Origin of the sequence: Antarcticibacterium sp. 1MA-6-2 (assembly GCF_021535135.1) — a bacterium.
Classification (GTDB): domain Bacteria; phylum Bacteroidota; class Bacteroidia; order Flavobacteriales; family Flavobacteriaceae; genus Gillisia.
This window is the reverse complement of the sequence record NZ_CP091036.1, coordinates 780790-801645: the sequence shown is the minus strand read 5'-3', so window position 1 is coordinate 801645 and position 20856 is coordinate 780790. Positions and strand designations below refer to the sequence as shown.

The following is a 20856-nucleotide window of genomic DNA, read 5'->3' as shown; positions in this document are numbered from 1 at the left end:
TTAAGTTGAATTTTATTTAGTATTTTGCAGGCAGTATAAATTTTTCTTCAAACAAGAACACCCTTAAACTTCAATTTTGACATACGAATTAGAATATAACTCTGAAAGGAGTAAGTTAATAATACCCGAATATGGAAGACATTTGCAAAAAATGGTTGAACATGCAGTTGCCATTGAAGATGAGCAGGAGCGAAACAAAGTTGCAAAATCCATTATTGCTGTCATGGGAAATATGAATCCTCACCTTCGGGATGTTCCCGATTTTCAGCATAAATTATGGGATCAATTATTTATAATTAGTGACTTTAAGCTCGATGTTGACTCCCCCTTTCCCAAACCTTCAAAGGATTTACTGGAAGAAAGACCCGATCCTATGGGGTACCCTCAAAACTTTCCTAAATATCGTTTTTACGGGAACAATATTAAGAGGATGATAGATGAGGCCGTTAAAATGGAGGAGGGACCGCTAAAGGAAGCTCTTGTTTATTCCATTGCCAACCACATGAAAAAGTCATATCTCAACTGGAACAGGGAAACTGTAGAAGATGAAATAATTTTCGAACATTTAAGGGAACTGAGTGGTGGTACTATTAACTTAAAAAATAAAGAGGAAGATTTAAGCGAAGCTGCGAACCTTCTTAGAGGTAATAAAAAATTCAAAAGCAGCAATTCTTCCAAAAAAACTAACCGAAATACACGTAGTCGAAAACGTCATTAAAATATTAAAATTAAATGGGAACTTTTCGAATTGAAGGAGGGCATGCTCTAAGTGGAGAAATTCAACCACAGGGAGCAAAAAAATGAAGCCCTTCAAATACTTTGTGCTGTATTATTAACTCCAGAAAAGGTTGTTATTAATAACATACCTGATATTGTGGATGTGAATAAGCTTATTTCTCTACTTGGAAATCTTGGAGTGAAAATTGAGAAATTGAGTAAAGGGAGTTATAGTTTTCAAAGTGGTGAGCTAGATCTGGATTACCTGGAGAGCGAAGCATTTAAAAAAGACGGTAGTGGATTACGGGGCTCTATAATGATCGTAGGACCTTTATTGGGTCGCTTTGGGAAAGGATATATTCCCAGACCAGGAGGAGATAAAATTGGCCGCAGAAGACTGGATACTCATTTTGATGGTTTTATAAAACTTGGTGCCAAATTCCGTTACAATAAAGAAGAACGCTTTTATGGTGTGGAAGCACCAAATGGTCTTACAGGAGATTACATGCTTCTGGAAGAAGCCTCGGTCACAGGAACTGCAAATATCGTTATGGCAGCTGTTTGGGCAAAAGGAACTACAACTATCTATAATGCAGCCTGTGAACCATATCTCCAACAGCTCTGTAAAATGCTCAATTCCATGGGAGCAAACATACAGGGAATAGGTTCAAATCTTCTTACGATTCAGGGAGTAGATAGCTTCACCGGGTGTGAACACACTATTCTTCCGGATATGATTGAAATTGGATCCTGGATTGGTTTGGCTGCAATGACCAAAAGTGAAATAACTATAAAAAATGTAGGATGGGAACATCTTGGGGTAATTCCTAATACCTTCAGAAAATTAGGTATTACTGTAGAGAAAAGAGGGGATGATATTTTTATTCCGGCACATAAAGATGGTTATGAAGTTCAAAATTTTATAGATGGTTCTATAATGAACATCAGCGATGCTCCCTGGCCAGGATTTACTCCTGATCTATTAAGTATTATGCTGGTGGTCGCTACACAGGCACGGGGAAGTGTCCTTATTCATCAAAAAATGTTTGAAAGCAGGCTCTTCTTTGTAGATAAGCTTATAGATATGGGCGCAAAGATAATTCTTTGTGATCCCCACCGGGCTACTGTAATTGGGCATGATTTTAAATCTCGATTAAGAGCGACCACTATGACCTCTCCCGATATTCGTGCAGGAGTTTCACTATTAATTGCTGCAATGTCGGCTCAGGGAACTTCAATTATTCATAATATTGAGCAAATTGACAGAGGATATGAAAATATTGACGAAAGGCTTCGGGCAATTGGAGCAAAAATAGAAAGACTTAATTAAGAGTATAAAAATTCAACATAAAAAAAGGGCGGTAATTGATTTTACCGCCCTTTCCTATTTACTCATAAAGTTTAAGCACCCTGCTCCACTTTTTCCTTATATCCAAATAAGTTGTGTTCCTTAATCATTGAGGTAGTACGCTCTGGTAACATATTCTCCCAACCAGATTTGCCTTCACTAATCATTTGAAGCACTTCTCTGGAGAAAATATCCAGTATTTCCGGATTATAATCTTCAATATCAACCACTTTTCCATTATACTTAAAGAACTTATAAAGTTCCTTCATCCTTGGATGTACTTTAAGGTTGTCACTAGTGATAAGTTCTCCTGTTTCAGGATCTCTAAATGGATATAAATAAACCTTAAGATCTTTAAAGAATAGTTTACCAAAAGCTTCAAGAATACCACCGCTTAAGTGACGGTAATATTTCTCATCAAAGATATCCACAAGATTATTTACTCCCATTGCAAGTCCCATGCGTTCTTTTGAATAGCGAGAGAAGTATTCAACCACCCTGTAATATTCCTGAAAATTAGAAATCATAACTGTTTGGCCCAGGGAACATAACAATTCTGCTCTGTCCATAAAGTCTCTTTCATCAATTTCACCTTCAGCTCTTAAATTAGAAAGGGTTATCTCAAAAATTACTTCAGTGTTTTCTTCGGAAACTTTTTTCTCTTTTATAAATAATTCCAGAGAACGCTTATACATATCCATATTCACCTTGGTAACAGGGCGAAAACTTCCTCTTAGTGCAAGAATATTTTTCTTGTAAAGGATTTTGGCAGGTAAGACGTTATTCCCGTCAGGCGCAAACATAACGGCATCTGTCATTCCATTTTTCACCAATTGTAAACTCATCAATCTATTATCCACTTGCTCAAAACGAGGACCTGAAAAGTTTATCGTATCAATTTCAATTTGATCTTTGTCGATGTGATCATATAAATACCTTAGTAACTTTTTAGGATTGTCATATTTATAATAAGCTCCGTAAATAAGATTTACTCCCAGTATCCCTAAGGTATTCTGTTGCAGCCTCGCATCATTTTCATGAAATCTAATATGAAGACTAATTTCGTTGTAAGCTTCGTGAGGATCTACCTGGTATTTTATTCCCACCCATCCATGACCTTTGTACTGCTTTGCGAAATCTATAGTGGCTACTGTATTGGCGTAGGCAAAGAATAGCTTGTTAGGGTGTTTATCCCGGGTTATTCTTTCTTCTATTAGCGTTATCTCGTGAGAGAGCATTTTTTTAAGCCTTGCCTCAGTCACATATCTTTTATCATCTTCGACCCCGTAAATAGCATCACTAAAATCCTTATCATAAGCACTCATAGCCTTCGCTATAGTACCGGAAGCCCCGCCAGATCTAAAGAAGTTCCTTACGGTTTCCTGTCCTGCGCCAATTTCAGCAAAGGTTCCGTAGATGTTCTCATTTAGATTGATCCGCAATGCTTTACTCTTGATCGAGGGGACATTCTCAAATTCTCTGTCCCCCATTATGGTGATGGGCATAGTTGTATCTTTTAAGTCCAAGTTAAGTACGACAAAGGTACTAAAATGGAGGTCCATAGAAAAAATTATGCCTATTTTTGTAATAAATATAACAGGCTTGGAGGTAACATTTTTAGGCACTAAGTACTTCGCAGGGAATCCCTGTTATTGGTAGTGATCATCCGGTGTGTTTAAGCAAAGATTCAAAAGATAAACGCCTAAGGGTTTCTATATTAGTAGAGTGGGACGGCCAAAATATCCTGGTGGATTGCGGACCTGATTTTCGGCTTCAGATGTTGAACAACAATATTTCCCGAATCGATGCTATTTTGTACACCCACGAGCATAATGACCATACAGTAAGCCTGGATGATATAAGACCATTTTTTTTCAGGCAGGGAGATATTCCGGTTTTTGCACACAATAGAGTTCTGAATTCCCTTAAAACAAGATTTGAATATATATTTCAAACTGAAAATAAATATCCCGGTGCACCCAGTGTAGCCATAAGGGAAATTTCAAACAAACCTTTCTCCTTTGCCGGAAATCACATCGTCCCCATTGATGCAATGCATAACAGGGTACAGGTCTTCGGTTTCCGCTTTAAAGATTTCGCTTATTTAACCGATGTTAAGACGATTGAACAGGAAGAAATCGACAAGTTGCAGGGAGTAAAAGTTCTGGTTGTAAATGCTCTTCGCAAGGAGCCTCATCATTCTCATTTTAACCTGGAGGATGCCCTAAAATTTATTATCAAAATTAAACCTGAAAGAGCTTATCTCACTCATATAAGTCATGTAATGGGTTTTCACAGCGAAGTGCAGGAAAGCCTTCCTGAAAATGTTTTTCTAGCCTACGATAATCTAAAAATAAAAATTTAATGCGAAGCAAGATTTTTCTTTACCTGTTTATATTCACATTAATGTTTACCATTTTTATATACGTAAATGATAAAAAGATCTTAGATGCCCAAAGCCGGAAATTAGAAAACCTGGAGGAGAGACTAATTGAAGCTGAAGAATCAAATAAAACTTTAAAAGGTGAAAATCTTAATCTTCAATACTTCTCCCTGTCCAACAATGAAGAAGCTATCTCTTATTTTGAGGAGAGGGGAATAGACGCTATAGAACTCGCTCAACTGGTAGAAAATGAAATTATCAGCAGGAATCAGGCAGATAGAGATAATGAGCTGGTTCCTTTTGCAGGGATGGAAGGGAAAATGAGAATTAATAAAATCAAGATTCTAAACCACAAATGGATCATAGCAGATTTTACAGATGGTACTTATTGGGGGGAGCTGTTTATTACTTATGATATAGATGAAAACAGCAACCTGGTTCTAAACACCGAAAAATCTTTCCTTTATCCTTCTTCTAATTAGATCTTATTTTTAATCCACTGCTTAACCTCCATTAGATTTTGTGGGGCTACACCATGTCCCACAGGAAATTCAGAATAAGTATGGTCAATTCCCAGCTTCTTTAAGATTTGTGGACTGTTTCTAGCCCACGAAACCGGGATTACCTGGTCCTGAGTCCCGTGTGAAGCATAAACACTTAAGTTCGAAAAATCATTTGTCTCGTATCCTTCTTCCAGTATATTTTCATGGATATAACCGCTAAGAGCTATCACATTTTTAACTTTATTAGGATTGCTTAGAGCAACTGCATAACTTAAAATAGTACCCTGGCTAAATCCTAGTAGAGTTACATTTTCACTGTCTACAGGATAATTCTCGATTACTTCATCTATGAATTTTATGATCTTTTTCCTGGATTCTACAGCCTGAATGTCATCACTAAATTTTCCACCCTCATTTGTAAAATTTAAAGCATACCAAGCATTTCCATAAGGAGGAAGAGGGTAGGGGGCTTGAGCCGAAATTATAAAGAGTTCGTCTGGTAGTTCGTCTTTAAATCCAAATAAATCATTAGCGTCACTACCGTAGCCGTGCAACATTATTAGAACCGGAGACTTTGCGGTTTTAAGTTTTGGTTCTCTAATAAGATGATAAAGTGATAGTTCTTTTACAGTCATTAATTTATGGTACTAAACCAGTTTTGAAATTTATTTCCCAATATCGGGACTTCCCTTTGTTCTCCCTGGATGGCAGTTACTATACCATATCCCCATAGCACGAAGATAAAGATCCAAAAGGCATAGGTGATCATCCAGCTGTCAAAAATGCTTATAAGAGCACCCAGGAGAAAATAAGTAATGTGAATTCCTAAGGCCTGCCTAATATGAAAGCTTGCAAAAGTATTTTTTGTATCGTTGTTTAGAAAAAATGCAATAATAGTACCTACAATAGTAATATAAGCCACTATAGCAGCACTTTTTCCTGTTTCAGCTGAAGTATTCATGATGAAAAATTTTAATCTTTAAAAGATCTGAAAAATTAGCTATTATTCCTGGATTTCCCACTTATCCCCGGCTATAATTCCGTAGGTCTTTCCGGAAATTTCAGAATTAATAAAAATGCTGTTCTTGGAGGTTGAGAAGATTTCTTCTCTTGTAAATTCTCTTGTTCCCTTTGGGCTGAAAAGGCTCAAATCTGCTTCACTCCCCTCAGCTATTTGTGCTTCTTTAATTCCAAATCTACTTTTTCCTTTTGTGAGGAGACTTATGGTAAAATCTAAATCACCTGTAAGCTTTAATAAGGCACCAAAGGCTGTTTCTATTCCAATGGTTCCAAAGAGGGCATGTTCAAACTCAACTTTTTTATGTTCGATATCTACAGGAAAATGATCTGATGTTACCATGTCTATAACTCCTTCTTTTAAACCCTTAAACAACGCCGCTGTGTCTTTTTTTGTTCGCAAAGGAGGTAAGACTTTTGCACGGGTGTCAAAATTTGTTAGAAGATCATCGGTAAATATTAAATTGTGAATTGCAACACTGCAGGTGACATCTAAATCTTTCTTTTTTGCCTCTTTAATGAGTTTTACTGCTTTTGCGGTAGAAATTGTTGGAATATGTAATTTACCACCTGTATATTCCAATATTGCAAGATCTCTGGTGATATGTAATTCTTCAGCAAGTCCTGGTATTCCTTTAAGGCCTAGTTTGGTGCTGTTCTCATCTTCATTCACAAGGCCATTCCCAGCAATTTTGCTATCCTGTGGATAAGATTGTACTAATCCTCCAAAATTCTGTGCATATTGCAGTGCCAGTTTCAATAGATTGGAGTTCATAACAGGTTTCTTATAATCCCCAAAAGCAACTGCTCCTGCCTGTCTCATATCATATAACTCTGCCAGTTCCTTTCCTTTTGCCTGCCGGGTCAATGCTCCAATAGGATAAGCTATTGTTACTTCTCTGGCTGCCTTTGAAAGAAGAGAAGTTACAGCTCCATTATCATCTACAATAAGCTGCGTTTCAGGGTTTATTGCTACTCCTGTAAAACCGCTTTTTGCTGCGGTCTTTAATCCGTTCGATATTGTTTCTCTTTCTTCATATCCAGGCTCTCCAAAGTTAACACTGCTATCAAACCAACCCCGGGAAACATGAAGATCCTCAAGTTTTACTTCTTTGTCTACCTTTGATGGCTTTAAGGAAGAACCAATTTCTTCAATCCTGCCATTTACAATTAAAATATCCATTTTCTTTTTATGGAAAGAGGATTCCGAATCAATAATTTTAGCCGATTTAATTAGCAATCTCATTTAAGATATTTTAGTAGTAGTGTTTCAATTATTAGAAATATCAATGCAAAAGTAATAAACCATTTCCAAAGGAAGTCCCTCTCTTTATTAAACCCGGGGGATGAAAAAAATTCCTCCAGCTCATTGATTTCCTGTACATTTTTATTTTTATTCTCAGGAAAATATTCCATAGAAGATTCTTTTCGTGGTACATTAAAACTTATTCCTATAATTTCCTCCTCTTCATTTAAAACTTTATAGTTTCCCGGCTGCTGCGGAAGTTCCTCTGTTACCATTTCAATTTTCCCTGCAAACCTTTGTTGCTGCGGAATAAAATTAGTTGTAGCCGAGCTAATGTGAAGTATTCTATCTGATGGTAAATCGACAGGAACTTCTATGCTGTTTCTCTTTCCCATCAGGTAATATAATTCTCCCGGTTTTAAAGCAGAGAGGCCCATAGTATAAAACGTGGGAACGATTAAAGGTGATTGTGAAAAATTGGTGTTTTCCTTATTTAAAGCTGCGGTAAATAGAAAGTTGCCATTAACTTCAGCCAGAAATGGTGCGGTATCTTCAAAGCTAAGGATAGGAGAAAGATTTCTATTGAGCGTGTAAGCACTTTGAACCCGGGGATATTCAAAATTTTTTATTTCTTCTTCAAAAACATCAGAAAAAATTGGATGCTGAAAAGAAATTTGAGTGACCAGTTTTTCTTCTCTCCTTGAATCTCCTAATCCCGGGAAGCCCAGGGTGCTTAAAAATGAACGTAAATTTGTCCCGATATTTGCACTGTTGGGAATAATAATAAATATGGTATTATTCTGAAGTTTTTCCTGAAGATTTCCTGCAAGAGAAGGAGGAAGGTCTTCAATTTCATTAAGTATAATTACGCGGGCATCTACAATAGAATTATAGTCTATACCCGAAAGGGGCATTCCTTTAAATTCAAACTCGGGGGCCTGAAAAATCTTTCTTAGAAATGCATCATCAGTGCCATTGATACTGCTAATTTTAATGGGGTTGTTTTTATTTAAGGTGAAGAAAAGAATATTATCAAATTGAAGCCCGTTATCCTCAATTTGTACTTTGCCTTCAGCAATGTCATTTCTTTCTACAGGAAAATTAATTATTTGTTGATTGCCTTCAGCAAAATTCACACTTGCCTTTCCTATTAATTTTTCTTCTGAAAAAAGGAGACAGGGACATTTCCAGGGCTATTTCCCATAAAACTCAAATGCACAGAAATATTACCTGAAGTAGCCTGCGCAGATGAAAAATATACAGAATCCAGGCTCACATTGCTGAAGTTCTCAGGTTTAAGCGGTAAAGAATAAATAGAAACATCTAAATCTAAAATGTCTTCAGGATCAGGTAATTCTTGCTGAAAATCTGATATCAAAAGTAATTTTTTATTGGAGGTTGACTTCCTGGTAAAGTAATTTTCAGCTCTTAATAATACTGTTCTAAAATCTACATTATTTGCGGAATAGGAGATATTTTGAAGATCTGCCTTGGTAATTTCAGGATAGATTTCATCATTGGTCATCAAGAAGAAGGACCTGTCATTGGGAAGACTTTCCAGTAATTCCTGGACACTTCGTTCCAGCAATTTTCCACGCTGGCCTTCGGCCTGCATACTATAGGAGTTATCTAAATAAATTAAAGTATCAACTTCTCCCGTTACTTCCATCTCACCGGGAAAAAAAGGACGTGAAAATGCAAAAATTATACAGGATAGAAGTAATAATCGCGTAGCAAGAACTAACCACTTTTTAAGCCGGGAACTTTTTCGGGTTTGCCGGGAAAGCTTTTTTAAGAATTTGACATTGGTAAAATTCTCTCTTTGAAATTTTCTAAGTTGGAAGAGATGAACAATAACAGGAATAACCAGAAGAAATAAGGCATACAACACTTCGGGATTATGAAACTGCATAAATTGTTCTTATAGATCTTCAAAGATAGAGAAAGCCTTCTAAAAGGCAGAGGTAATTTAAAGTCTCTGTACGGTAAAACTAAAAGTACTTCCTTCTCCCGGTGTCGATCTCACCTTTACTTTGCCTCCCATGCTATCTACCAGTTTTTTAACTGTTGCCAGTCCTATCCCACTACCGGGATTACCTTCCCTGTCTGTAGTTTCCAAAGTTGTAAAAAGATCAAAAATACGGGAAGCCTCTTCCTCTGGAAATCCTTCCCCGTTATCTAGCACCTCAAAACAATAAAAATGTTCTTCCTCCCTGTATTTAATTTCAATTTTTCTTCTAGGTTTTTGGTTGTATTTAAGTCCATTACTTATAAGGTTAAGAAAAACCTGTGTTAAGGCAGCTTTATTAACGTGATGTAGAATTGTAGTGCCCGGATAGGTAATAATTACGTCCTCTTTTACATCATAGAGTTTTGCAATCCCCTTGAGAAGTTGATTTAAATCTACATTTTCATGATCTTTCTCGAGGATGTGTTCACTTCGGTAAAAACTCAGGATTCCGTCAACATAATTCCTTAGAGAATAAGAAGACTCCACGAGATAATTTAGGTATTGTGTCGTTTCTTCATCTAGTTTTCCCTGGTTTTCCTCCTTAAGAAGCTCAGTAAGTGAAATAATATTGGCAAGAGGAGATTTAATATCGTGAGAAACAAGGCTGGTAAATTTTTCAAGTTCTACATACTTTCTCTTAAGCATATTTTGAACTTTAATGAATTCCTGCTTTTGCTTGCCGTATTCTATTAATTTCCAGCTTTGGTTAGCCAGAGCATGAAGGGCTTTAACCTGGATTTCATCCAGCTGCCGCTCTTCAATGTCCAGAATAACTAATGAACCCAAAGGAAAACCTTTTGGGTCCTTTAATAGGACAGATGCAAAAAATTTAAAGTCCTGATGGTGGGTTACCGAAGCTTCCCTAAAAATTTCTGGTTGTTCAGAATAGTTAACAGTTAAAAAACTTTTCCCCGAATCAAGAGTGGCCTGGGTAAAACTTTTTTCCGTTTAAGCTTTTCAAGCTCAATCCCATACCGGGCTTTCAGGCAAATTGTATCTGGTTCAATAATGCTTAGATAAGCTACTGGTGCTTTACAAATTGCTGCAGTAAGGAAAACGAGTTGATCGTAATCCGGGTCGGGGTAACTTGTTGCTATATTATAATTTTCGAGAACAAATGAACGAATTCTTTCATTTGGTTCAAATGAGTTTTCCATAAGGTTATAGCCTTCAAACTACTAAATTAGCAAAATGAATATTAACTATGGGAATAATTATTAAATAGCAGGATTTGGCTGTTAACACAAGGCCGTTCTTTTCACTGAAAATCTAATTAAAGTGCCTTCATTCACCTTTGATTCCACACTAATTTCACCGCCTAAAGAATCAACCAGCTTTTTAACAGTAGAAAGCCCAATGCCATTACCTCTGTTCCCCTTCCTGTCTTTTTCGGCGACTACCGTAAAAAGATTAAAAATCTCCTCCTGCTTATCTCTTGGAATTCCAATCCCGTTATCTTTTACAGAGAAATAATAGAATTTTTCGTCTTCTTCGCAATTTACCGTAATTACAATTTTCTCGTGTTCATTATATTTTAAGCTATTCCCTATTAAATTCAGGAATATTTGCTCCAGGGCTGCACGATTACAATGCAACACCTTATTTATTTCAGGTAGGTTTATTTCACAATCATAATTAATATTTAACAAATCAATTATTTGTTCCAGAAGATCGTGAACATCAAATTCTTCGTGATTTATATCACTTACCACATCGCTCTCATAATGCTCAAGGATTCCCTGCACGTAATTGCTTAATTTAAAGGAAGATTGCTTTAAATAATTGAGATACTCCATACCCTGTTCATCAAAATGGGTTTTGTATTTAGCTTTTAAAAGATCTGCAGTTAATATAATATTTGCGAGGGGCATTTTCATATCGTGGGCCACTACACCTAAGCAAAATCTTTTAGTTGATGGTTCCTTTGCTTTAGTTCATTTTTTGTTTTATTAAGATCAAGATTTTGGCGCCTTAATTCAAACAGGTTTTCTACCTGGCGTGCAAGAGCCTTGAGAGCAATTTTCTCATCATTTTGAAGCTGTCGTGGTTGAGTATCGAGGACGCACAATGTACCTATTGCACTTCCGTTTGAAGCTTTAAGCGGCATACCAGCGTAGAACAGGATTGGTGGATTTCCAACGGTGTAAGGATTATTTGAAAACCGACTGTCTTCCCTGGTATCAGGAATCTCTAATAATTCTTCCGGATTAAGGATAGCGTGGGTACAATGAGAAATATCGCGATCTGCCTCTGTTAGTTCTGTTCCTACTTTAGACTTAAAATATTGTTTGTCTTTACCTATGAGAGTAATTAGAGATACAGGGGTTTTACAAATAAAAGAGGCCAGCTGGGTTATATTATCAAAGTTGTCTTCCTGAATTACCGGAAATAACTGAAGTTCCTCAAGGGCTGATAGACGTTGTTTCTCATTGACAGGATGCTGGTGTGTTTTCATAACTAACTTCGAAATTATTTCTGTAAAACCTTCAACAAAAGGTTTACCTACAAAGTTACTGAAATTATCCTTAGAAGTTAAAAAAACGTTAACGGGTAGTATCTAACTGAACCACCTTAAAAAATAAAACTGATGGTTATAATTGAAGAGAAACGCTTTAATGATTGGAACTGCTACTCCATTAGATTTTGTTAAATTTTTCAAAAACTCCTAAACCAAAAAGAGCAAAGTCATATTTCACCGGATCTTCAGCGTCCAGCTTTCTTAAAGCTTCATCAAGTTCTGTTAGTGCTTTCGCATCATTCTGCTTCCGCTTTAAGAGTCCTAATTTTCGTGCTGTATTTCCTGAATGCACATCTAAAGGACAGGAGAGTTGTGAAGGATGTATTTTCTCCCAAATTCCAAAATCCACATTGCGATTATCTTTTCTCACCATCCATCTAAGGAACATATTAATGCGTTTTGCAGCTGAATTTTTAAGAGGATCACTAACATGCTTTTCAGTTCTGGGTAAATGCTGAAGTTCAAAAAATATTTTCTTGAATTGATGAATACTTATTTGCAAATTATCCGGTTCAGCATATCTTTCAAATATCGATTCAAGCCCGTGGTGATTTGTATAAATGTTTTTAAGTGATAGAATAAAGTATTGCAAATCGGCCCCGTTAAAGGTGCGATGTACAAAATTATTAAGCTGTAGAAGGTCCCTGGTCGTATGGTTTAAAACAAAATCGTGTGGAGAATTCCATAACAAGTCCATTAAATGAGAAGCATTCTTTAAAATACTTTTTCTGTTTCCCCAGGCTATAGTAGAGGAGAGAAAGCCAGCGATTTCTATGTCCTCTTTTTTTGTAAACCTGTGGGGAATAGAAATAGGGTCAGTTTCAATAAAAGTGGGATTATTGTACTCGTTTACTTTTTGATCCAAAAAGTTTTTTAATTCGGCTTTTCTCAAATCTTGAATTTCCCTTTTTTATATAATTTCTCCGTCAACCATGGTTAACTTCCTGTCGGCCATATTAGCCAATTCTTCATTATGGGTTACAATAACAAATGTTTGCTGAAATTCTTCGCGAAGACGAAAGAACAATTTGTGAAGGTTTTCTGCAGATTCACTATCAAGATTTCCTGAAGGTTCGTCGGCATAAATTACTGCGGGATTATTTATAAGAGATCGTGCGACCGCAATTCTCTGTTGCTCTCCTCCGCTCATTTCTGAAGGTTTGTGGTGAGCTCTAGCGGTAAGCCCTAAAAATTCCAGCAATTCCATAGCTCGTTTCTCTGCTACTGTCTTTGAAGTGTTTTTTATAAAAGCCGGAATACAAATATTTTCAAGGGCTGTAAATTCAGGTAATAACTGATGAAACTGAAAGATAAATCCTATTTGTTCATTTCTGAACTTTGAAAGTTTCCTAGGGCTTTGAGAGTAAATATCAATGTCATTAATCTTTAAGATGCTGTTCTTTTCCTGTTCCGGCTGGTCCAGGGTACCTAATATTTGTAGCAGAGTAGTTTTCCCAGCCCCGGAAGCTCCCACAATTGAAACTATTTCACTTTTTTCGATAAGAAGATTAACACCCTTTAAAACGTGGAGGTCCCCGTAGTACTTATGGATATTTTCTGCGTAGATCATTAAAATCTTTATTGGAACGTGAAATTAGTTATATCTTTTTAAACATTAGTTTTAGATCGGAAAAAAATACATTTTTATACTTTTAATCTCCCGGGATGGTTCATCGCTTCTCAATTATTCGTTAAAAAATTTTATCTAAACAGTAATTGGTTTATTTTATAAAAAAAACTATTATGGAAGAAAGAGATTTAGAAAAGGCAACTCTGGCCGGAGGATGTTTCTGGTGTACAGAAGCGGTTTTTCAAAGATTGAAAGGTGTGTATAAAGTAATTCCGGGATTTACCGGAGGAACGATAAAAAATCCTGCATATCGGGAAGTTGTTACCACGGCAGGACTAAGCCATGCTGAGTCTATAGAAATTCAATTTGATCCTTCAGAAATTACCTATGCTGAGTTACTTTATATATTTTTCAGCACCCACGATCCTACAACATTAAACAGGCAGCAATATGACGTTGGGACTCACTATAGAAGTGCAATTTTCTACCATTCTGAAGAGCAAAAAACTATAGCACTTGAGGTAAAAAGAGAATTGGAAAATGAAAAGATATTTAAGAATGCCATAGTTACAGAAGTATCAGAGGCCGGAGGATTTTATCCTGCAGAACCTGAACATTTAGAATATTATAATAAACATAGGGAGCAGCAGTATTGCCAGGCAATTATTGATCCTAAAATCAAAAAATTAAAGGAACTATATTCTGAAAAACTTAAACAGGCAGAGGCATAGAGGAATTAGGTAGGAAAGGTGATGGCGGGAGTTTTGGCATTTTTTTTGCTCTTTAATATAAAAAACCAACAAAATGATAAACCTGAAAAAGAAGTTACTCGTTAAAGGATTAATTTATGATGCGATAGGTATGGCAACGTATGCGGTTCCTTTGGTTGGTCCATTTCTGGATCTTTTATGGGCACCTTATGCAGCTAAAAAAATGAGACAAATGTACTCTGGAAATAAAGGTAAAGTTGCATCGGTTTTAGTGTTTCTGGAAGAAATTCTCCCGGGTACAGATGTCATTCCCACCTTTACACTTATGTGGTTATACACCTTCGTATGGAAGAAAGAAACAGCCAACGAAATTGTTTTGGAAGCTGAAGTGATCTAAGAAAAGAGATTATATAAGTAAAAGGAGGAAACCGTGGTTTCCTCCTTTTTTATTCCGGGAATGTCTATACTTCATTCCTCGTTAGTAGATGTTTGAGTTAAAATATCTTCCTCCGAAGTGCTCTTGGGTTTTCCCGCTGAAATAGTACCTAGAGAGAAGCTTTTAAACTCACTGTCACATTTCTACCCATATTGGGAATCCCATCAGGTTTTAATCTGGATAAATGAGAAATATATGTTTTATCCAATAGATTTGAACCTGCTATACGCAATCCTAAATCTAATCCTCCAAGATTAAAATTTCCACCCAACCCTGCACTTAGAAGCGAATATCCTGGAGTAATAGTTTCAAAAACTCCGGTTTTATCCTGGTCCAGCGTAGTCTTTAGGGTGACGAATGTGTAAGTCTCCTTTAGAAAACTGGCCTTTTCAAGTTCTATTCTCAGAGTATTTGTAAAGGAAGTTGCGGGGATTAGGGGCAGATTTTCTCCATCACCTTGTTCCCCTTCCACTGTTTCTATGCTACTCTCTATATGCAGCCAGTGAATAGGGTGGGGGTGAATATGAATACCTAGCTTCTCCACCATATAACCTTGCATCATTCTGGAAATATTCAAAAACAGGATCTTCTTCAATAAATTCTCCGGTTGGGTTCAGGTAGATATAATTATTTATTTTGTTGTGGAAAGCATTTGCAAATAATTCAAAATGCTCGTTTCTATATTCCAATGCGAGGTCCAGCTGGAAATTTTGTTCATTGTCCAGAGAAGAATTTCCTATTTCATACCTGTTAGTACCTTCGTGGCTTCCATTGGCGGTAAGTTCGGCCAGGTTTGGGGCACGGAATCCTGACGCGCCGTTAATTCGAGCAGTCAGGGCAGGTAAAACCTGAAATTTTACACCCAGAGCGCCATTATAACTTGTAAAATTTCTTTCAATAGGTGCAAAAAATTCTTCTTCTCCTTCCTCTCCATGTTCTTTGGTCTCCAGTCTTCGGTTATCAAACCTTAGACTTAGCCTGAAAATCAAATTTATCCAGATGGTAATGGGTGGTGGCAAGAAAACCTATATCTCTAACCTGTGCGTCTGGAATTAAAATTTCTTCTCCAAAATTGGAGTTTGTCTGGAACATTCCCTGTACTCCAATAATGGTTTCAAAATTCCCCCATTGTGGAGTATTATACTTGATATCATAATTTAAAGTCTCCAGGTGCATCTCAAGAGCCGGATGCTCCTCTCCTTCAGGTATAACTTCTTCGTGCTCCTCTTCCTCGTGCTCCTCCTCGTGTTCCTCTTCCTCGTGATGATGGTGGTCTTCAAATTCTCTTCGATTATTAAAGAGGTAACCCACTTTAATATCAAGGCTTGAATTTCTAAAAAAGAGCCTGTTGTCAAAGCTTAAAATGTGATTTTCAACTTCCTGATAGGGCTCTAATAATTCCCTGGACGTAGATTGTTCTCCTATTTCCTCTGGTATTCCAACTCCTGAATTATTGTAATTATACCTAAGATCTCCACGGTATTTTGAATCCTGGTAACCAATTCCTCCCTTTAGATCAAATTCATTAAACCGGGAATTAGTAACCCTAAGGTCATTTCCGGTTTCGTAGTCACTGTGGGCGGCATAATTACCCCTAATGAGATACTTAAACCTATCTCCTGATGATTTTACTCCTGCATTATATTCTGTTCCCAGGGTATTGCTGTGATAGGCAACATTAAGCATCAACTGCTGTACTGTTAACTGCGCTGTATTTTTCAGGATTTAGGTAGAGAACTCCGCCAAGGGCATCACTCCCGTATAACAATGAAGCTAAGTCCTTTAATTACTTCTACACTTTCTACTCCACTGGAACTTAAACCCAGACCATGCTCATCTCCATATTGCTGATTTTCCAGCCTTACTCCCTGTGCATAGACTAAAACTCTGTTAGAACTTAATCCCCTTATTACTGGTTTTCCTATTCCCGCCCCCGTAGTTACTGTCTCTACGCCGGGAAGCTGCGAGATTCCATTTGCTAAAGTTACAGCGCCAGATCTATTTAAATCATCTACAGTAGCGCGAGTGACCATAACCACATTTTCACTCTGTAATCTATGAAAAGGAGTAGATACTATAACTTCCTCCATTTCTATTGCTGAAGGTTCCAGAGTAATACTAATGGGATTTTGTAAAGGAACAGTGACAGTAAGAGTTCTAGTTGCATACCCTAATGAGGATATTACCAGTTGGTGATTTCCGTTCGCAAGGTTTATTATTCTAAAATTACCGTCCGGAGAAGAAAGGCTTCCTTTTTCTTGTTTGGGTACTGAAACTGAAGCACCAAAAACAGGTTGTCCCGTTTCTGCATCAGTAATTTTTCCCTCAATTAAATTTTGTGACAGTGCCGAGCTTGCGATGAGCATGGCAAATACCATACATAAATATTTGTACATTTTATATTCTTCAAAAAATTATTAGTTAAATAAATTTCCCGGGGAATCGGGGCTGATATTACTAAACAACGGGAGGTGCACGCAACCCAAAGGAAAGCCTCTGGTATTCACTTAAAAACTGATAATGAAGAAAAAATTTTTTATTGAAAATTTCGGGCTGGAATAGCTCAAAATTAAAAGGAGCAAATGTAAAGAAGGAACTGTGTTGAAGATGACATAGTTCACAGTCAATGTTCTTTTTATGTAAGTGTACCTGCGATTCGTGATTGCATTCTACCTGGATCTCGTGGGCGTAAATGTGGGTAAGGCTAACTGCCGATGGGAACAGTAGGGCCAGAGCAAAGAATAGTATTATATGTTTTTTTAAACTACTCACTTTAATTTAAAAATCGTGCAAGTCCTATTCGGCTCAGCATTTTCTTTTCAAACTGCCAGAAAAATTTAAACTGGCCAAATAGCCATCCAAAAAACACGAGCAGTACCTGGTAAATTGGAAAAATAAGCATAATCCTGATAAGCCAGTAAAAATACCAGGGAGAAGAATCCTGATGAAGACCTAAAAAATCACACAATGGACCTGCAAGTTTTGTTGAAGTAGAACCCGTCAATGCGAAAACAATTAGAATGAGAATGATCTGAAAGTTAGATTCTATACCCCAACGCTGCTTCAATTTATTCATGCTGCAAATATATTACATCTACGCCCAATTAAAAAAATATCCTTTACAATCGTGTGGGTACAGAAAACCGCTGGTTATATTCCCTGGAAAAGAAGACAAAATAATTGTAGAGCAGGTAATTTACTTCATATCCATAATCAATGCTTGGCTCATAATTGATTTCCTGAACATAAAGATTGGGATTATACTGGAGAGGATTTCTCACCCGGGCATTATAGTCCTGGGTTAGAAATTGGTTTTTATTTTCAAGGTAAGACTGGCTGTGGTAACCTCTGGGCCTTGCGATGCTGTTAATAAAAGCATGAAAACCAGGTTCTATAATAATAATTTCATATTCCAGGCTGTCATTAGCGATTCTCACTGTGTCATTGGCAGTTACAGGGATTTCCTTATTATTAAAGTCCCTTTCCCTGCTTGAACCACAGCTATAGATCATTAAGCCAAGGAATATTAGATATAGAAAGTTTTTCATTTATTTTTTATTTACTAAGTAACAAAAATTATTCCTGTTATTTGCCACCCAGCATTCCACCAAGGATACCACCATCTTTTTTACCAGATTTTCCACCTCCAAGTGCCATTCCCTTCACATCATTTAAAATGTTGCCGTCTCCCTTACCATTTAAAATTGTTTCGATAAGAGAGTTATCAAATTTCCCCGATGCTCCCATTACCGAATTCAGAAGATCTTTTAGTCCTGATGAAGCTGTATTAGTTTTTTTCTTTTGACTGGACAGTATACTCATTAGAAGAGGTGCTGCCATTTTAATAATTTTAGAAACAGAAGATTTTTCAATTCCTAATGTATTGCTTATAACAGAAACAATATTACCCTGATTATCCCCCAGGATATGATCCAGAATTTTGTTTCCTTCTGCAGTCATTTCTGAAGAATTTCCATTACTGAGATTTGTAAGAAAATCATCTCCATGTTTTTCGCTATTGAGAGCGTTGTCGAGGCTTTTTTCACCTTCCGAAGAATTAATGTTATTTTTCATAGACCCTAAAAGAATGGGAAGTGCCATGCCTAAAACTCCTGTAACATTTTCCTTACTTTCAGATGTTGCCTCACTGGCCTTTGCTATAAATTCTTCTCCTTTTTGAGTACCTAACAAATCAAGTATTGATGCCATAACTAGTAATTTTAATGAAAAGAATGTACAATATTTTTGCGGGCTGAATTCCCAAAGTAGTTATAAAAAAAATGCCCCGAGGACGGAGCATTTCTATTGATCAACCAGTCTTTAAACATTTTTTCCATTTAAAATAGATATGATTTGTTCTGCCAGTTCTATACCAATTCTATCCTGGGCTTCAAGAGTTGCAGCTCCAATATGTGGGGAGAGCGAGATTTTCTGGTCCATTAGAACTTTTACCGCAGGTGTAGGTTCATTCTCAAAAACATCCAGGCCTGCAAATGAAATTTTGCCTGAAGCCAAACCTTCCAGAAGCGCCGCTTCATCTACTACTCCTCCCCGGGAGGTATTGATAATAGCTACGCCTTTCTTCATTTCCTGGATTTCTTCTTTACCAATAATAGGTTCCTGCTGTGCTTAAGCACATGGAGTGTAATAAAATCAGAGTGTTTAATAAGTTCCTGAACAGGTTCAGTTTTAATAGGGATTGTCACCACCTGGTCATTATAAAAATGTAACGTAATATCAGTGTGTCCAACTTCATCATCACTGGCTATAACTTTCATGCCAATACCAAGAGCAAGACGGGCAACTTCCTTCCCGATGCGTCCCATGCCAATAATTCCCAAAGTTTTGCCCCGTAATTCCCTTCCTCCTGCATAATTCTTCTTTAAGTTCTTAAATTCTAAATCTCCACTTAAAGGCATATTCCTGTTAGCGTCATATAAATATCTTACTCCTCCATAGAGATGCGCAAATACCAATTCTGCAACAGAGGATGAACTGGCTGCGGGAGTATTAATTACCTTTATTCCTTTGCTAAGAGCATAATCAACATCAATATTATCCAGGCCTACGCCACCGCGTCCTATTATTTTAAGATTCTTACAGGAGTCTATTAGATCTTTCCGCACCTGGGTGCCACTTCTTACGAGAATAACATCTATTTTTTCTTCATTCAGATAATTTTTAAGTTGCTCCTGTGCAACCTTGGTAATAATAACTTCAAACACTGGCTTTTTCAAGAGCAATTTTTCCGCTCTGCGAAATACCGTCATTTGCTAATACTCTCATTTTCTTTGATTTTCGGGAAACATTTTTCCTATTATTTATGCTCCACGTTCAAGATCGCTCATTACATCAACTAATACCTGTACGCTTTCCAGGGGTAAGGCATTATACATCGAAGCCCTGTAACCACCTACACTTCGGTGGCCATTTAACCCATTGATTCCTGCATCTTTCCACATTCTATCAAATTTATCTTTTAAAGAATCTTTGGATAGGTTAAAGGTTGCATTCATGATAGATCTGTCTTCTGTTGCAGTAAAACCTTTGAAAAGAGGATTAATATCTATTTCAGAATATAGCAAGGCCGCCTTTTTTTCATTCTGTTCTTCAATTGCTGCTATACCACCATTTGCTTTTAGCCAGCGCATTGTAAGCAACGAAACATAGACAGCATAAACGGCAGGAGTGTTATACATACTGTCTTTGCTAATATGCACTTTATAATCCAGCATCGAAGGTATTTTTCTTTCAACCTCACCTAAGATATCCTCTTTAACAACAACAAGAGTGGTTCCTGCAGGTCCCATATTCTTTTGAGCTCCTGCATAAATAAGATCAAACTTTGAAAAATCCAGCTGTCTTGAGAAGATATCACTACTCATATCGCAGACGACCGGAACTTTTGTAGAAGGAAATTTCTTTATTTGAGTCCCAAAAATTGTGTTGTTACTTGTACAGTGAAAATAATCTACATCATCAGGAATTTTAAATCCTTTAGGGATATAGCTGAAATTTTTATCTTCAGAAGAAGCCACTACATTAACTTCACCAAAAAGTTTTGCTTCTTTTATTGCTTTAGAAGACCAGGTGCTTGTATTAAGGTAAGCTGCTTTCTTTCCCAGTAAATTGTATGCCACCATAAGAAACTGCATGTTGGCACCACCTTGTAGAAAAAGAGCTTTATATCCTTTTCCTTCAAGACCCAGAAGCTCAAGAGAAAGGTTGCGGGCTTCTTCCATTACTTCCACGAAATCTTTGCTGCGATGTGAAATTTCAAGAATGGATAATCCGGAATTATTGAAGTTTAAAATTGCCTGGGAAGCTTCCTCAAATACTTCTTGTGGGAGAATACATGGGCCCGCACTATAGTTGTGTTTTTTCATAAAATCATAAT

25 protein-coding genes and 3 pseudogenes are annotated in these 20856 nt (G+C 36.9%); 6 read left to right on the top strand and 22 right to left on the bottom strand.

The features are described from left to right. Window positions 1-76 precede the first annotated feature (76 nt). Both LZ575_RS04055 and murA read left to right on the top strand, forming a co-directional pair. Window positions 77-718: a DUF4290 domain-containing protein gene (locus LZ575_RS04055; protein ID WP_235329030.1), complete on the top strand. Its 642-nt coding sequence runs from the start codon at window positions 77-79 to the stop codon at window positions 716-718. 14 nt (window positions 719-732) lie between these two features. Next, window positions 733-2047 (top strand): annotated as a pseudogene (gene murA, locus LZ575_RS04050) (UDP-N-acetylglucosamine 1-carboxyvinyltransferase). A gap of 71 nt (window positions 2048-2118) precedes the next feature. On the opposite strand, the gene LZ575_RS04045 reads toward murA, so the two are convergent. Then, a complete protein-coding gene (locus LZ575_RS04045; protein ID WP_235329028.1) occupies window positions 2119-3570 on the bottom strand; it encodes a TonB-dependent receptor in 1452 nt (483 codons plus the stop codon). A gap of 97 nt (window positions 3571-3667) precedes the next feature. On the opposite strand from LZ575_RS04045, the pseudogene LZ575_RS04040 reads away from it, so the two are divergent. Together LZ575_RS04040 and LZ575_RS04035 are read left to right on the top strand one after the other, a co-directional pair. Beyond that, a pseudogene (locus tag LZ575_RS04040) lies at window positions 3668-4430 on the top strand (MBL fold metallo-hydrolase). Window positions 4431-4471: 41 nt separating this feature from the next. Then, on the top strand, window positions 4472-4930 hold the full coding sequence (locus LZ575_RS04035; RefSeq protein WP_235329026.1) for a hypothetical protein: 459 nt from the start codon (window positions 4472-4474) through the stop codon (window positions 4928-4930). On the opposite strand, the gene LZ575_RS04030 is transcribed toward LZ575_RS04035, so the two are convergent. From LZ575_RS04030 to LZ575_RS03985, 11 genes are all read right to left on the bottom strand, one after another. Next, complete coding sequence (locus LZ575_RS04030) at window positions 4927-5586, bottom strand: alpha/beta hydrolase (RefSeq protein WP_235329024.1); 660 nt, start codon at window positions 5584-5586, stop codon at window positions 4927-4929. The two genes, LZ575_RS04035 and LZ575_RS04030, sit on opposite strands and share 4 nt — an antisense overlap. Beyond that, entirely contained in the window at window positions 5586-5912 is a 327-nt protein-coding gene (locus tag LZ575_RS04025; RefSeq protein WP_235329022.1) for a DUF4870 domain-containing protein, read from the bottom strand. Before LZ575_RS04025 ends, LZ575_RS04030 begins: the two co-directional genes overlap by 1 nt. Window positions 5913-5954: 42 nt before the next feature. Further along, the gene (locus LZ575_RS04020; protein ID WP_235329020.1) at window positions 5955-7214 is read right to left on the bottom strand and encodes a dihydroorotase family protein; all 1260 of its coding nucleotides are present in this window, start codon (window positions 7212-7214) and stop codon (window positions 5955-5957) included. After that, window positions 7211-8350 (bottom strand): hypothetical protein, encoded by a 1140-nt coding sequence (locus LZ575_RS04015; protein ID WP_235329017.1) that lies wholly within the window; start codon window positions 8348-8350, stop codon window positions 7211-7213. Before LZ575_RS04015 ends, LZ575_RS04020 begins: the two co-directional genes overlap by 4 nt. 14 nt (window positions 8351-8364) lie before the next feature. Further along, complete coding sequence (locus tag LZ575_RS04010) at window positions 8365-9126, bottom strand: VWA domain-containing protein (RefSeq protein WP_235329009.1); 762 nt, start codon at window positions 9124-9126, stop codon at window positions 8365-8367. Window positions 9127-9183: 57 nt separating this feature from the next. Beyond that, window positions 9184-10011 carry an ATP-binding protein gene (locus tag LZ575_RS04005; RefSeq protein WP_235328994.1) on the bottom strand — a complete coding sequence of 276 codons (828 nt, stop codon included), beginning with the start codon at window positions 10009-10011 and terminating at the stop codon, window positions 9184-9186. 110 nt (window positions 10012-10121) lie between these two features. Continuing rightward, window positions 10122-10382: a hypothetical protein gene (locus tag LZ575_RS04000; RefSeq protein ID WP_235328991.1), complete on the bottom strand. Its 261-nt coding sequence runs from the start codon at window positions 10380-10382 to the stop codon at window positions 10122-10124. Between the two features lie 81 nt (window positions 10383-10463). Continuing rightward, on the bottom strand, window positions 10464-11096 hold the full coding sequence (locus LZ575_RS23230; protein WP_311195962.1) for a HAMP domain-containing sensor histidine kinase: 633 nt from the start codon (window positions 11094-11096) through the stop codon (window positions 10464-10466). Between the two features lie 23 nt (window positions 11097-11119). After that, entirely contained in the window at window positions 11120-11680 is a 561-nt protein-coding gene (locus tag LZ575_RS23225) for a GAF domain-containing protein (protein ID WP_311195961.1), read from the bottom strand. 181 nt (window positions 11681-11861) lie between these two features. Beyond that, window positions 11862-12635, bottom strand: a complete 774-nt coding sequence (locus LZ575_RS03990; protein ID WP_235328983.1) for a TIGR02757 family protein — start codon at window positions 12633-12635, stop codon at window positions 11862-11864. An 18-nt stretch (window positions 12636-12653) separates the two neighbouring features. After that, window positions 12654-13313, bottom strand: coding sequence for an ABC transporter ATP-binding protein (locus LZ575_RS03985; RefSeq protein WP_235328980.1), 660 nt, complete (start codon window positions 13311-13313; stop codon window positions 12654-12656). A gap of 173 nt (window positions 13314-13486) precedes the next feature. On the opposite strand from LZ575_RS03985, the gene msrA reads away from it, so the two are divergent. Both msrA and LZ575_RS03975 read left to right on the top strand, forming a co-directional pair. Further along, window positions 13487-14044 (top strand): peptide-methionine (S)-S-oxide reductase MsrA, encoded by a 558-nt coding sequence (gene msrA / locus LZ575_RS03980; RefSeq protein WP_235328950.1) that lies wholly within the window; start codon window positions 13487-13489, stop codon window positions 14042-14044. A 73-nt stretch (window positions 14045-14117) separates the two neighbouring features. Beyond that, window positions 14118-14420 (top strand): hypothetical protein, encoded by a 303-nt coding sequence (locus tag LZ575_RS03975; RefSeq protein ID WP_235328948.1) that lies wholly within the window; start codon window positions 14118-14120, stop codon window positions 14418-14420. A gap of 148 nt (window positions 14421-14568) precedes the next feature. Here the strand turns inward: LZ575_RS03975 and LZ575_RS23220 are convergent, their stop codons facing one another. The 10 genes and pseudogenes from LZ575_RS23220 to serC form a co-directional block, all read right to left on the bottom strand. After that, entirely contained in the window at window positions 14569-14931 is a 363-nt protein-coding gene (locus tag LZ575_RS23220; protein WP_311195960.1) for a hypothetical protein, read from the bottom strand. Between the two features lie 10 nt (window positions 14932-14941). Then, window positions 14942-15448: a TonB-dependent receptor gene (locus LZ575_RS23215; protein ID WP_311195959.1), complete on the bottom strand. Its 507-nt coding sequence runs from the start codon at window positions 15446-15448 to the stop codon at window positions 14942-14944. Next, entirely contained in the window at window positions 15420-16145 is a 726-nt protein-coding gene (locus tag LZ575_RS23210; RefSeq protein ID WP_311195958.1) for a hypothetical protein, read from the bottom strand. The genes LZ575_RS23215 and LZ575_RS23210 overlap by 29 nt, the downstream gene beginning before the upstream one ends. A 65-nt stretch (window positions 16146-16210) precedes the next feature. Further along, on the bottom strand, window positions 16211-16855 hold the full coding sequence (locus LZ575_RS23205) for a carboxypeptidase-like regulatory domain-containing protein (RefSeq protein WP_311195957.1): 645 nt from the start codon (window positions 16853-16855) through the stop codon (window positions 16211-16213). Between the two features lie 61 nt (window positions 16856-16916). Then, a complete protein-coding gene (locus tag LZ575_RS03965) occupies window positions 16917-17231 on the bottom strand; it encodes a hypothetical protein (RefSeq protein ID WP_235328939.1) in 315 nt (104 codons plus the stop codon). Window position 17232: 1 nt separating this feature from the next. Continuing rightward, window positions 17233-17535: a DUF6787 family protein gene (locus tag LZ575_RS03960; protein WP_235328936.1), complete on the bottom strand. Its 303-nt coding sequence runs from the start codon at window positions 17533-17535 to the stop codon at window positions 17233-17235. Between the two features lie 43 nt (window positions 17536-17578). Further along, the gene (locus tag LZ575_RS03955) at window positions 17579-18007 is read right to left on the bottom strand and encodes a DUF6146 family protein (RefSeq protein ID WP_235328934.1); all 429 of its coding nucleotides are present in this window, start codon (window positions 18005-18007) and stop codon (window positions 17579-17581) included. Between the two features lie 37 nt (window positions 18008-18044). Then, window positions 18045-18668 carry a DUF937 domain-containing protein gene (locus tag LZ575_RS03950; protein WP_235328932.1) on the bottom strand — a complete coding sequence of 208 codons (624 nt, stop codon included), beginning with the start codon at window positions 18666-18668 and terminating at the stop codon, window positions 18045-18047. A 111-nt stretch (window positions 18669-18779) separates the two neighbouring features. Further along, window positions 18780-19745, bottom strand: a pseudogene (locus LZ575_RS03945) (D-2-hydroxyacid dehydrogenase). Window positions 19746-19780: 35 nt separating this feature from the next. After that, the gene (gene serC, locus LZ575_RS03940; RefSeq protein ID WP_235328910.1) at window positions 19781-20845 is read right to left on the bottom strand and encodes a 3-phosphoserine/phosphohydroxythreonine transaminase; all 1065 of its coding nucleotides are present in this window, start codon (window positions 20843-20845) and stop codon (window positions 19781-19783) included. Window positions 20846-20856: the final 11 nt, after the last annotated feature.

Excerpts from the sequence above, each read along its gene's own strand:
- LZ575_RS04045 (WP_235329028.1), bottom strand. The coding sequence starts at position 3,570 with ATGCCCATCACCATAATGGGGGACAGAGAATTTGAGAATGTCCCCTCG.
- LZ575_RS04035 (WP_235329026.1), top strand. The coding sequence starts at position 4,472 with ATGTTTACCATTTTTATATACGTAAATGATAAAAAGATCTTAGATGCC.
- LZ575_RS04030 (WP_235329024.1), bottom strand. The coding sequence starts at position 5,586 with ATGACTGTAAAAGAACTATCACTTTATCATCTTATTAGAGAACCAAAA.
- LZ575_RS04025 (WP_235329022.1), bottom strand. The coding sequence starts at position 5,912 with ATGAATACTTCAGCTGAAACAGGAAAAAGTGCTGCTATAGTGGCTTAT.
- LZ575_RS04020 (WP_235329020.1), bottom strand. The coding sequence starts at position 7,214 with ATGAGATTGCTAATTAAATCGGCTAAAATTATTGATTCGGAATCCTCT.
- LZ575_RS04010 (WP_235329009.1), bottom strand. The coding sequence starts at position 9,126 with ATGCAGTTTCATAATCCCGAAGTGTTGTATGCCTTATTTCTTCTGGTT.
- LZ575_RS04000 (WP_235328991.1), bottom strand. The coding sequence starts at position 10,382 with ATGGAAAACTCATTTGAACCAAATGAAAGAATTCGTTCATTTGTTCTC.
- LZ575_RS23230 (WP_311195962.1), bottom strand. The coding sequence starts at position 11,096 with ATGCCCCTCGCAAATATTATATTAACTGCAGATCTTTTAAAAGCTAAA.
- LZ575_RS23225 (WP_311195961.1), bottom strand. The coding sequence starts at position 11,680 with ATGAAAACACACCAGCATCCTGTCAATGAGAAACAACGTCTATCAGCC.
- LZ575_RS03985 (WP_235328980.1), bottom strand. The coding sequence starts at position 13,313 with ATGATCTACGCAGAAAATATCCATAAGTACTACGGGGACCTCCACGTT.
- msrA (WP_235328950.1), top strand. The coding sequence starts at position 13,487 with ATGGAAGAAAGAGATTTAGAAAAGGCAACTCTGGCCGGAGGATGTTTC.
- LZ575_RS03975 (WP_235328948.1), top strand. The coding sequence starts at position 14,118 with ATGATAAACCTGAAAAAGAAGTTACTCGTTAAAGGATTAATTTATGAT.
- LZ575_RS23210 (WP_311195958.1), bottom strand. The coding sequence starts at position 16,145 with ATGCTTAATGTTGCCTATCACAGCAATACCCTGGGAACAGAATATAAT.
- LZ575_RS23205 (WP_311195957.1), bottom strand. The coding sequence starts at position 16,855 with ATGTACAAATATTTATGTATGGTATTTGCCATGCTCATCGCAAGCTCG.
- LZ575_RS03960 (WP_235328936.1), bottom strand. The coding sequence starts at position 17,535 with ATGAATAAATTGAAGCAGCGTTGGGGTATAGAATCTAACTTTCAGATC.
- LZ575_RS03955 (WP_235328934.1), bottom strand. The coding sequence starts at position 18,007 with ATGAAAAACTTTCTATATCTAATATTCCTTGGCTTAATGATCTATAGC.
- LZ575_RS03950 (WP_235328932.1), bottom strand. The coding sequence starts at position 18,668 with ATGGCATCAATACTTGATTTGTTAGGTACTCAAAAAGGAGAAGAATTT.
- serC (WP_235328910.1), bottom strand. The coding sequence starts at position 20,845 with ATGAAAAAACACAACTATAGTGCGGGCCCATGTATTCTCCCACAAGAA.